Here is a 10,132-nt window from a genome sequence, read left to right on the forward strand (position 1 = left end):
CAAATACGGGGATCGGATCAATGTGAAGGTCACACCCCATATGCTGAGACATACGCTTGGCTATAAGTTGGTCAAAACGACTCCATTGACGACCATCCAGCAAATCCTTGGACATGATCACGTAGCAACCACCAATATCTATACCCTAACAACGCAGCAGGATATGGCTGAAGCTTTGGCAAATATTGAGTGGTGAGAAGCTACTCTTTTTGTCGTGGATGGAGGGGTGCTTCTATGTAGATAAACAGAGCCGTCAGCAAAGGGTGCAGAAATTTTTGTGATGAATTTACGGTACATATGAGAAAGGAGCTATACCGATTGAAACAATAAAGCAAGAAGAACAGCGACAAGCTGAACTGCTTAAGCAGTATATGGAGAAGCATTTTAAACCACCGAAAATGAAACAACTAATTGAAACGTTCTCTTTCTCTGAACTAAGAAAGCTTATTGGTGAGATGGACATTGAATTTTTCGCTTTAGCCTATTTCCCTAAATATTTTGATCGAGCATTTGGCAAGTTTCATCGTGAGCTATTCACGGAATTAAGACATATGCTTGGAAATACAGGACTGATAACGGCTTTCGGCCTCCCTAGAGAGCATGGAAAGTCAACGATCAGTTCCTTTTTATTTCCGTTGTATGCTACACTTTATGATAAATCACAGTTTACATTAATCATATCAGCGACAGAGCAGATTGCATTGCCCTTCTTAGATATGATCAAAGATGAGTTAGAAACGAATACGATGCTGATTGAGGATTTTGGTATTCGTAAAGGAAGCCGCTGGAACAACAATGAGATTTGGCTGAAGAGTAAAGGTGGACTGGATTCCTGCATTATGATTCGTGGGATTGACGGTTCACTTCGAGGCATTCACTATAAGCATCATCGTCCTACCTTGGTTCTAATGGATGATTTGCTCAAGGAGGATACTGCACGATCCGAGGCCAAACGAGAACAGATTAAAAATACGTTTACGGATGTTATTCTCCCTATTGGCACAAGGGATACGAATATTCTGATCTGTGGAACGATTCTCAACGAAGAAGATATCATGATCTGCTCAAAGGGAAGATACCAGGTGTGCGAAGTGTTCGTAAAGCAGCTGTGCTTCAGTTTTCAGAACGGGATGATCTATGGTCAGAGTGGGAACGAATGTATAATAACTTGCAAGACGAGGACAGGATCAATACTGCCTTGTCTTTTTTTACGGCTCATGAGGAGGAAATGCTGGAGGGTACGGAAATCCTGTGGAGCGAGTATTTGGACTATTACTATTTGATGTGCAAGAAACAAGCCATGGGTGAAAAGTCATTTTATAAAGAATTGCAAAATGATCCGCGTTCAACAGACGATTACATATTTCAGAATCTCATGTATTGGGATAGGTTGCCTGAGTTTGAGGAAATGTCGATGTACATTGATCCAGCCATTAAAGCTGGGAAGAAAAATGACTATTCTGCTGTCTCCATTATTGGACAGCATCGAAAGACGAAGCAGATGTACGTGATCGATGGCAATATCTATAAACTATTGCCGGATGATTTGTTTCAAGTCGCTAATGAGAAGTTGAAGCTTTATCCTGTAGATAAGCTGGGATTTGAAGTCAATCAAGCACAGAGCTATATGAAGCAAAAGTTTGAAGAAGAGTTATGGAAGGCAAAGATACATACACCCGTAGAAAGTGTGCATTCCAAGGGACAAAAGCATGAACGAATTATTAGCTTGGAGCCGGAAGTGAAGAAGGGTCATATTCTGTTCAATGCAGATAACCTCAGATACAATCATCAGGTGAAGGACTATAATCGAAATTGTACATATGACGATGCGCCAGATAGTTTATATGGGGCTGTTCAATTGATTCAGTCGGTCAAGAGTCTGAAATTTTATGATCGAAATTTATTATTTTGAAAGGAAGAATCTATTTGCAAATAACTGAGTCTATCATTTTGGAATGTCTAAACGAACTCCATTCGACTGCATTAGCCAAACAGAAATATTCAGATTACTACAATGGTCAGCATGCTATTCTCAAGAACTATGCCATGCAAGAAAGCCGCAGTAACCAAAAGCTCATTTTCAACTTTCCACGTAAGTTCGTAGATAATGAAGTCGGCTATCTGCTCGGTAAGCCAGTAAACTATGTGTCCAAGTCGGATCAGGATGAAGCCATACATAACATAGACGTACATATGAGTCATTGGGACAAAGAGCACAATCTACAGCTTCGGAAACAATCCGAAATATTCGGTGAGAGCTTCGAATTGAACTATATCGATTCAGATGGCCAGTTTTCAGCCACGGTGCTATCTCCTTTGAATGCCTATGTGTTGGAGGACGGAACAGCAGAAAGAAATGTACTATTAGGACTACATAAATTCACGAGACGATTTGATAAGCAAGTGTACCTTGACGTGTATACCGACTATGAAATTCTACACTATACAATCAGTAGTGATGATAAAGGCAATCGGAGTAGGCAAAACCAATCACCCGAACTGAAATATATCGGCAAACATAATCACATCTTTGGAAGAATCCCACTTATCTCCTGTCCAGCCAATACGGAGAGAAAAAGTGGTTTCCATGATGTGATTTCTTTATTTGATGCCTATAACGTATTGAATTCCGATTTGGTCAATGAAATTGCAGATCATCGCAATGCCTATCTCGTGATTGAGAATGCAAAGCTGGAAGCTGAAGACTTATTGAATATGAAGAAGATGGGCATTATTCAGGTTCCGGCTGGAGGGAAGGTAAGCTGGCTCACAAAGCAGATTAACGATTCTTTTGTGAAAAATGAGTTGGACAATATTGAACGCAAAATCTTCGATATGATGGATCAGGTTAACTTCAATGAAAACTGGGCCAGCAATACGTCCTCCTTGGCGCTGAGAAATAAGCTGCTTAATCTGGAGAATCGAGTGGCAATGCGTGAAGCCTTGATGGAAAAGGCAATCAAGCAACGTCTGCGTAACTTCTTCACCTTTCTGCACATTAAAGAAGGCATGAAATATGATTACCGGGATATCGCTGTGAAGTTTACTCGTAACTTGCCGATAGACTTGGTGGGGATGGCAGATGTAATCGTTAAATTGCAGCAAGTAGTATCTCAGGAAACATTGCTGGCGTTGCTTCCATTCGTAGAGAATCCCAAACTGGAATTCAATAAATTTCATGCGGAGCAGCAACGATTAGTTGGTACGGATAAGGAGGTATCAAATGCATAATAAAAATAGGATTAAGCGGCTCGTGAAGAATAGCTGTGCTGGTTATCTCGGAACGAAACATGGCATCTCGAATTATTGCTGTTTACAAGATGGCCCATGTTTATTTTTCGCTCAAGATGATGGTCTGTCCCGTTGTACATATTTTGAACATGGAGTGTTGCCAATGGATGAGAAGCTGGAGCGAGAATATAAGTCTGAACGTAATGTAGAGGTTGGGTTTAAGACAGTGAAGCCGAGGGTGAACTGCCAGAAATGTAAGGCTACTTTTTCAGCAAATTCGAATCGGCAGAAATATTGTGAGAAATGCAGAGATAAGATTGCAAACGAAAAGTCGAAATTACGGATGCGTCAGATGAGGAAAAAACAGGCTTGATGTTACGCTTTAGAGGTTTAAAAAGTCCAATAAACTAAGGATGAAAAACAACCCAAAATGAGGAGTTGGTATGTTTGTATCTATTTCTCGTTTTTACGTTTTCTAATGCGTAACATTATTGTATCAGATATGACGTTAAACGAATCCAACATACATATGCGTGTTCGAAAGCTCGAATCCCAACAGGTTCAGTGTTACGCTTTAGGCTGTCAAAAATCCAAATAAACAAAGGATGAAAAATAGGTAAAAGTGGGGAGTGGGTATGTTTGTACCTTTTCCTCGTTTTTGTGATTCCTAAAGCGTAACGATCCTGTCCTGAGCATGACATTAAAAGGCTCCATACATACATAAGCGTGTTCGGTTCTGCGTAGTCGAATGGGCGATAAAGGAGATTATCGAAAATGAATTTAGAACAAATGAAGCAGTTAATTGAGGAAAACCAAACGAATGAGGAATGGCAAACATATCTTCATGGTCTGAATCCGTATAGCGTAGAGGGGATGGAGCAATTTATTCAATCTAATCAGCAAGCAAAAAGTTGGTTCGATAGCACGGTAGACAAACGATCCGCTAAATCACTGGAAACGTGGAAAGCCAATCATTTGGAAAGTGCAGTGGATGCTGAGATCAAGAAGCGATTCCCGGCGAAGGATGAGAAAGAAGTCGAAGTCGAGAAGCTACGTGCCGAAGTCGAAAATATGAAGCTAGAGAAGCAGCGTGAACGGTTAACCAGCCAAGCGATCAAAATTGCATCCGAAAAGAAACTTCCACTCCCGTTAGTGGATTTTTTTGTTGGTGCAGATGAAGAAGCGACGACAGCGAATTTAGCTATGTTGGAACAATCGCTGCAATTGGCTATACAACAGCAAGTCGAGCAACGACTCAAAGGAGATGGCTATACACCTCCGGCTGGTTCAACAGGTAGCACATTTACATTGGATTCGATTAAAGGGATGTCCCAAAACGAGATTAATCAGCATTGGGATCAAGTCAAACAAGCATTACAAAACAAACAATAATAAACGAAAAGGACAAGGTGATTAGATATGTCAGTACAACATTTTATTCCTACCATTTGGAGCGCACGTTTAAATGAAAGTTTGAAGAAGAATTTGGTGTACGGGAATGTGGTTAACACTGATTATGAAGGTGAGATTAAAGGTCAAGGCTCTACCGTGAAAATCAATTCGATTGGAGCGGTGACGATTGGCAACTATGATAAAGTGGCAGGAATCGGGAATCCACAGGAACTGGATGCTACGCAAAAAACATTAGTGATCGATCAAGCGAAGTATTTTAATTTTCAGGTGGATAATGTAGATGCTGCGCAAGCGAATGTGAATCTGCTGGATGGTGGAATTGTGGAAGCTTCTTATGGACTAGCTAATGCGGTGGATCAGTATCTTGCTGGATTTTACACGGAGGTTAAAGCAGAGAACATGATTGGCAATGATACCGCATCTATTGTTCCCACGAAAGATACAGCCTATGATTTGCTGATTGATCTTGGCGTGCTGCTGGATGAGAACAATGTACCTGAAAGCGAGCGTTTTGTAGTGGTTCCTGCATGGTACTATGGCTTGCTACTAAAAGATGCTCGTTTCACGAAAGACTCAAATATCATTCGTACAGGTTATGTGGGAGATATCGATGGCATGATCGTTTATAAATCTAACAATGTGCCTAATTCAGGAGGAGCAAAGTATAAAATTATTGCGGGCCATAAGAGTGCCATTTCGTTTGCGGGTCAAGTGGATTCGGTGGAAGCGTTCAGACCAGAAAAGCAATTTTCAGATGCGGTGAAAGAATTGCAGGTATTTGGAGCCAAATGTATCAAGCCGGAAGCTCTCGCTGTACTCACGGCCAATAAGTCTTAATTGAAAATAGGATCATATGCAAACACATTATAATAGAAGAAACACGTTTAGGGTGTCCGTTTTGGATGCCCTATTTTTCATTTTTTGGAGGGTGATAAGATGTGGTTTTTAAATCAAGAAACAGGTTGTACATGGGAAGTAACGGATCAGGAGCTGATGCTGCGGTTACAGGCTAGTGGGCATTATGAGCAAGTAGAGGAACCTCAACCAGATGAGACTGAACAAGGTGTAGCCCAAACGAAAGCTCAAGCTACCAAGAGCATGAAGCGTACCGAGAAGGAACAGGTAAAGGAGGTACAGGAGACAGCACATGAATGAGCTAATGGATTTGATAAAACGATTATTAGGCATGGAGCCAACAGATATATCCAAGGACGATATCCTGATTCATTACTTAAATATTAACAGCCGCATTAGTAAGCGATCCTAGCATAACCATAGAAAAGACCATTAGCCTTAAAAATTTATTCTAAGCATTATATTTATCGGTTTGCCTTTGTGGTGAGCCATTTTCATTTCAAAGGAGCCACATACATATGCAACGAAAATCCATTGACTACTTGCTCAGTTTGAGCCTATTAAAGCAATTGAGATCACAACATGTCATTACAGAAGAAGAATTTATAGCCATTGACCAGCTTAATAAAAAATCTTTCAAGTAGCTATCACATGGGCAGAAATGGACTTGATGATGTGCCGCAAGCATTATACCATGTGACCATATAAAGAAGATATCGAAGGGAGAAACACCTATGGCCCAAGCCACAACCGCAAAAAAAGTCGTCGTCGTTCCCATTAAAACGATGGACATCGTAGAAGGAATTCAAACGATTCAAAAGAAGAAAGTCGCTGCCTATTGCCGGGTCAGTACCGATTCCGAGGAGCAAAAAGAAAGCTACACCAATCAGGTCAATCATTATACCCAATACATTCAAAACAACTTGGAATGGGAAATGGCTGATATTTACGCAGATGAAGGCATCACCGGAACCAGCACCAAAAATAGAACACAATTTAATCGGATGATACAGGATGCTCGAAACGGTAAGCTGGATCTCATTCTGGTCAAGTCGATTTCGAGATTTGCGAGAAATACACTGGATTTATTGAAATATGTACGGGAACTGAAAAGTCTCGGAGTTGCTGTATTCTTTGAACGGGAGAATATTAATACGCTGGATACCACAGGCGAAGTATTGCTGACCATCCTGAGTTCCCTTGCCCAAGACGAGAGTCGAAACATTTCTGAAAACAGTCGATGGGGAATATTGCGAGGCTTCCAAAACGGCAAAGTCTTCTGCAACACGAATCGTTTCCTCGGCTACGATAAGGATGAACATGGTGAATTGGTGATTAACGAGTCGGAAGCAGAGATTGTACGCAGAATATACGAGGAGTATTTGGATGGAAAAAGCTATCAGGCGATTGCTAGAGGATTGATGCGAGATCACATTAAAACAGTCACGGGTGGCGATACTTGGTGGGATTCCTCGATTACATTAATTCTGACCAATGAGAAATATTACGGAGCTTTACTACAACAAAAGACGGTAACGGTAGATTTTCTAACCCACAAACGAGTAAGGAATAAAGGACAGGAGCAGCAATATTTAATTGAGGACAACCATGAACCGATTGTCTCGAAGGAACTATTTGAAGCGGTGCAAAAGGAAAAGGAACGGAGGGCCAAGCTGAAAGGGAGTGTGATGGGGGATAGTAAAAGATACTCCAGTAAATATGCACTAAGCAGTAAAGTATATTGTGGATGCTGTGGGGCCATTTTTAAACGCCGAACCTGGAACAGCAATAATCCATCCAAAAAAGTAGTATGGCAATGCAAAACGTATGTCAATAAAGGTAAAGTAGCCTGTGATGCCAAATCAGTCGATGAACCCATTTTACATTCCGCGTTTGTACGAGTATTTAACCGGATGTATGAGAATAAGAAAGGATTGATTAAAACGCTGAAAGGCAATATTGAATCGGCACTTTCCAGTAAAGTAGGGCAAGAACCGCTATTGGACATTGAAGGAAAGATGCACCAATTGAAATCCGACCTGAAGGAACTGGTGAACCTCAAGCTACGGAATCAGATTGATGAAGCCGTATATGAAGAAGAAACAAACAGGCTTTCCAGTGAACTAAACGAGATGCGACAACAGAAGCTGACACTAGAGCAGGAGCATGAACAGCAAGCGAAAATCAAGGAACGTGTCGATGAAATTATCCAAGTACTAAGCTTACGTGAAGATGTACTGGAACAATTTGATGATAACCTATTTAATGCGTTGGTGGAGAAGATAACCATTCTCTCACCAGCGCATTTTGTTTTTACCTTGAAAAGTGGAATGGACATAGACGAAATACTGGACTAACGAAACCATAGGATAACATTATCAGTAGGCTAACGAATAGCTGTGGGTTGTATGACGGGAAGGATCAATCGAATCCCGTCTTTAACTCCTTCCATATAGATGGACTGTTTGTCCTGACTTAGCTGATAGCCTATGGCTTCTTCCCATTCCGATAACAGATGTTGGATATCTTCGTTTTGGTTGGTTTTAAATTGATCCATTTGCGTAAATAGATTTTTATCCTCTGATGAACATGAAGCCTCTTGTTCACTGGCTAGTTCTAATTGATAAAACCGCTGGCGTAATGCTTCGAGAAACCAATCTGGCCAATTTGACATAGCGTATTTTCCCTCCCGTTGTTTGAGTGTGTGTATGTTAACTCTGATGGGGAGGGATGGCAAGTCATTGTTTTTGAGTGGAAAGATTAATGAAGTCGCTATCTTTTTTAGTTCTTTTTTAGAATGTAAAAAAGGCTCATTCCTGCTCATAGTTCGAGTTGGAATAAGCTCATAAAAGTCGTTTATAAATTTTTTAGTGTTTGGTTCTTTTATATTTCTTTAAGACTGGTTAAAACTCTGTTAATACGAAAAGACAAATCTCCTTTTTCTGTATCAGGCAACAAAATCTTCAAGTTATTCATCTTAAATTGTTCAAGTTCAGTTTTTACAATTCTAAGGTGTTCATATGCATGTATTTTATTTTTTAATAATAATTCACCTAATGTGGTTTTAATAATAACATTATCACCTAATGTAGCCTTGCAGTCTCTTAATCGTTCCAGTAAGTTTGCAGCAATTTTCTCAGCACTATCTTCTTCTATAATCAGATTTAACAAATAATTCTTCTCTAATATTTGATTGTAGTACCATGCATTATCCATTTCGTCTAATACTTCATTACGTATATCTTTTGGCTCATATGAGCTTAAGCTACTACTAGGTATACGAGATCTACCTAAACGGCCACATATAATGTCAGCATGATGATACTGTACTCGCCCACCTCTTTTAAATAATTCAATAATCGGGTCATACATATCTTGAAACTGAAGAGCAACGGGGTTCTTTTGATCAATTAAATAAGCCCATTCCAAACTAAATAAGCAAGTCCATTTTACTAACCAGTCATCTTTTATTAACTCTAATTCGGGACAAATTGCTTCTATATCTACGGGCAGTTGAATCCCACTCTCTTTAGCAGCACTGTGAAAAGCTCTTCTCACTGGGGTTGCTATTGAAAGATGATCTAAAAATATCGCTCTTCTTCTATAAAATTCAAAGAGCAAAATGGCATGTGAAGGTTTATCCTCCTCTTTATTTAACCAATCAATATTCTTAATACGTATTCTAGTTTCTTCAAATTTCTTGTACAAGTATACATTCACCTCATTTAAAATTTAGGATTAAATCCTGGATAAATACCTGGTGGCTTTGGTGCATTATCATGAGCGCCAGGAGGATTACCTGTCATTCCTTCTACAGGATCCCATGATTCAATAGTACGGTACACTTCATTATTTTGCATTCGCTTACTTTCATCTAATTCATGATCTGTTAATTCCCTAAACCATTTTTTTTCTTCAGGTGATAATTCACCTTTTAGTGCTCTTTCCCAACCATGAGCAATGTCTATATTGGGATCAAAGTATCCTTCATAGTAGTATTTTCCATACATGTGATCCGGTAAATTCACATGTTTTGTTAAAATTAAGTGTGTTTTTAATTGCTCCGCTTCTTTTACACTAAGTCCAGTATTTCGGGCAAAAGTCTCAATTTCTTTCATATCTAAACCCGTAGCTCTTAATTTCTCATAAGTTTTTAGAGCAAGTACTTCTTGTTTAAATGCAGGAATAAACTCAATTGGCTCGCCACGTGGTTCGACTGATTTTGGTTTAGGAAGTGAAGTTTTTTCCGTTCCCTTAGTGTTCTTACCAGAGTACTCTCCTGATTCTAACGCATCAATCTGTTTTTGTCTCTCAGGAGAAACTTTCGAACCTGCACCTTTGGAATGCGGAACATCAGGATCAAGATCATGGAACAGATAGCGTCCTGCATTAGTTCCCAATATCGGCGATCTTCTAGTTATACGGATATTCATCTTTCGGGCTACACTTTGCAAGTAACTCCCCAAGGATTCAAAATTGGTCGGGATACGGAGGGCGTTCGTTTTGAATTTTCCATCTCCGGCTTTGGCTAGAGCAGAGTCGGCTTTGGCTGTATCCCCGAGTAATCCCGGCGCTCAAAATTTTCCACCGCTCTTTTCTTCAACACACTCGATTCCTTTAGATAAAGAGGCTT

At 40.0% G+C, this 10,132-nt stretch carries 13 protein-coding genes; 10 read left to right on the forward strand and 3 right to left on the reverse strand.

The genetic code is table 11. The features are described from left to right. The 10 genes from ACIFO6_RS17210 to ACIFO6_RS17255 form a co-directional block, all read left to right on the forward strand. Positions 1 to 196: tyrosine-type recombinase/integrase (locus ACIFO6_RS17210; protein WP_430042260.1), on the forward strand; the 196-nt coding region annotated here is incomplete at its 5' end. A gap of 202 nt (positions 197 to 398) precedes the next feature. Beyond that, the gene (locus ACIFO6_RS17215; RefSeq protein ID WP_430042262.1) at positions 399 to 1,283 is read left to right on the forward strand and encodes a hypothetical protein; all 885 of its coding nucleotides are present in this window, start codon (positions 399 to 401) and stop codon (positions 1,281 to 1,283) included. Next, positions 1,229 to 1,912 carry a phage terminase large subunit gene (gene terL / locus ACIFO6_RS17220; protein WP_430042264.1) on the forward strand — a complete coding sequence of 228 codons (684 nt, stop codon included), beginning with the start codon at positions 1,229 to 1,231 and terminating at the stop codon, positions 1,910 to 1,912. Before ACIFO6_RS17215 ends, terL begins: the two co-directional genes overlap by 55 nt. 14 nt (positions 1,913 to 1,926) lie before the next feature. Next, positions 1,927 to 3,231, forward strand: coding sequence for a phage portal protein (locus ACIFO6_RS17225; protein WP_430042266.1), 1,305 nt, complete (start codon positions 1,927 to 1,929; stop codon positions 3,229 to 3,231). Beyond that, positions 3,224 to 3,604: a hypothetical protein gene (locus tag ACIFO6_RS17230; protein ID WP_430042268.1), complete on the forward strand. Its 381-nt coding sequence runs from the start codon at positions 3,224 to 3,226 to the stop codon at positions 3,602 to 3,604. The genes ACIFO6_RS17225 and ACIFO6_RS17230 overlap by 8 nt, the downstream gene beginning before the upstream one ends. Before the next feature lie 401 nt (positions 3,605 to 4,005). Next, entirely contained in the window at positions 4,006 to 4,623 is a 618-nt protein-coding gene (locus ACIFO6_RS17235) for a DUF4355 domain-containing protein (protein ID WP_430042270.1), read from the forward strand. Positions 4,624 to 4,650: 27 nt separating this feature from the next. Continuing rightward, positions 4,651 to 5,481 (forward strand): P22 coat protein - protein 5 domain protein, encoded by an 831-nt coding sequence (locus ACIFO6_RS17240; RefSeq protein ID WP_430042272.1) that lies wholly within the window; start codon positions 4,651 to 4,653, stop codon positions 5,479 to 5,481. Positions 5,482 to 5,580: 99 nt separating this feature from the next. Continuing rightward, positions 5,581 to 5,799 (forward strand): hypothetical protein, encoded by a 219-nt coding sequence (locus ACIFO6_RS17245; RefSeq protein WP_430042274.1) that lies wholly within the window; start codon positions 5,581 to 5,583, stop codon positions 5,797 to 5,799. Between the two features lie 218 nt (positions 5,800 to 6,017). Then, positions 6,018 to 6,143 carry an SHOCT domain-containing protein gene (locus ACIFO6_RS17250; protein WP_283657219.1) on the forward strand — a complete coding sequence of 42 codons (126 nt, stop codon included), beginning with the start codon at positions 6,018 to 6,020 and terminating at the stop codon, positions 6,141 to 6,143. Positions 6,144 to 6,233: 90 nt separating this feature from the next. After that, positions 6,234 to 7,856, forward strand: a complete 1,623-nt coding sequence (locus ACIFO6_RS17255; RefSeq protein WP_430042276.1) for a recombinase family protein — start codon at positions 6,234 to 6,236, stop codon at positions 7,854 to 7,856. 29 nt (positions 7,857 to 7,885) lie between these two features. Here the strand turns inward: ACIFO6_RS17255 and ACIFO6_RS17260 are convergent, their stop codons facing one another. From ACIFO6_RS17260 to ACIFO6_RS17270, 3 genes are all read right to left on the reverse strand, one after another. Beyond that, entirely contained in the window at positions 7,886 to 8,173 is a 288-nt protein-coding gene (locus tag ACIFO6_RS17260; RefSeq protein ID WP_430042278.1) for a hypothetical protein, read from the reverse strand. 209 nt (positions 8,174 to 8,382) lie between these two features. Continuing rightward, positions 8,383 to 9,207 carry a hypothetical protein gene (locus ACIFO6_RS17265; protein ID WP_430042280.1) on the reverse strand — a complete coding sequence of 275 codons (825 nt, stop codon included), beginning with the start codon at positions 9,205 to 9,207 and terminating at the stop codon, positions 8,383 to 8,385. A 17-nt stretch (positions 9,208 to 9,224) separates the two neighbouring features. Then, positions 9,225 to 9,899, reverse strand: coding sequence for a hypothetical protein (locus ACIFO6_RS17270; RefSeq protein ID WP_430042282.1), 675 nt, complete (start codon positions 9,897 to 9,899; stop codon positions 9,225 to 9,227). Between the last annotated feature and the right edge of the window lie 233 nt (positions 9,900 to 10,132).

This window comes from Paenibacillus sp. NRS-1781 (genome assembly GCF_050467745.1).
Taxonomy (GTDB): domain Bacteria; phylum Bacillota; class Bacilli; order Paenibacillales; family Paenibacillaceae; genus Paenibacillus; species Paenibacillus terrae_A.

What these genes read in the sequence shown, in the direction of transcription:
- ACIFO6_RS17215 (WP_430042262.1), top strand. Translation starts at nt 399, where the DNA reads ATGAAACAACTAATTGAAACGTTCTCTTTCTCTGAACTAAGAAAGCTT.
- terL (WP_430042264.1), top strand. Translation starts at nt 1,229, where the DNA reads ATGCTGGAGGGTACGGAAATCCTGTGGAGCGAGTATTTGGACTATTAC.
- ACIFO6_RS17230 (WP_430042268.1), top strand. Translation starts at nt 3,224, where the DNA reads ATGCATAATAAAAATAGGATTAAGCGGCTCGTGAAGAATAGCTGTGCT.
- ACIFO6_RS17235 (WP_430042270.1), top strand. Translation starts at nt 4,006, where the DNA reads ATGAATTTAGAACAAATGAAGCAGTTAATTGAGGAAAACCAAACGAAT.
- ACIFO6_RS17240 (WP_430042272.1), top strand. Translation starts at nt 4,651, where the DNA reads ATGTCAGTACAACATTTTATTCCTACCATTTGGAGCGCACGTTTAAAT.
- ACIFO6_RS17245 (WP_430042274.1), top strand. Translation starts at nt 5,581, where the DNA reads ATGTGGTTTTTAAATCAAGAAACAGGTTGTACATGGGAAGTAACGGAT.
- ACIFO6_RS17250 (WP_283657219.1), top strand. Translation starts at nt 6,018, where the DNA reads ATGCAACGAAAATCCATTGACTACTTGCTCAGTTTGAGCCTATTAAAG.
- ACIFO6_RS17255 (WP_430042276.1), top strand. Translation starts at nt 6,234, where the DNA reads ATGGCCCAAGCCACAACCGCAAAAAAAGTCGTCGTCGTTCCCATTAAA.
- ACIFO6_RS17260 (WP_430042278.1), bottom strand. Translation starts at nt 8,173, where the DNA reads ATGTCAAATTGGCCAGATTGGTTTCTCGAAGCATTACGCCAGCGGTTT.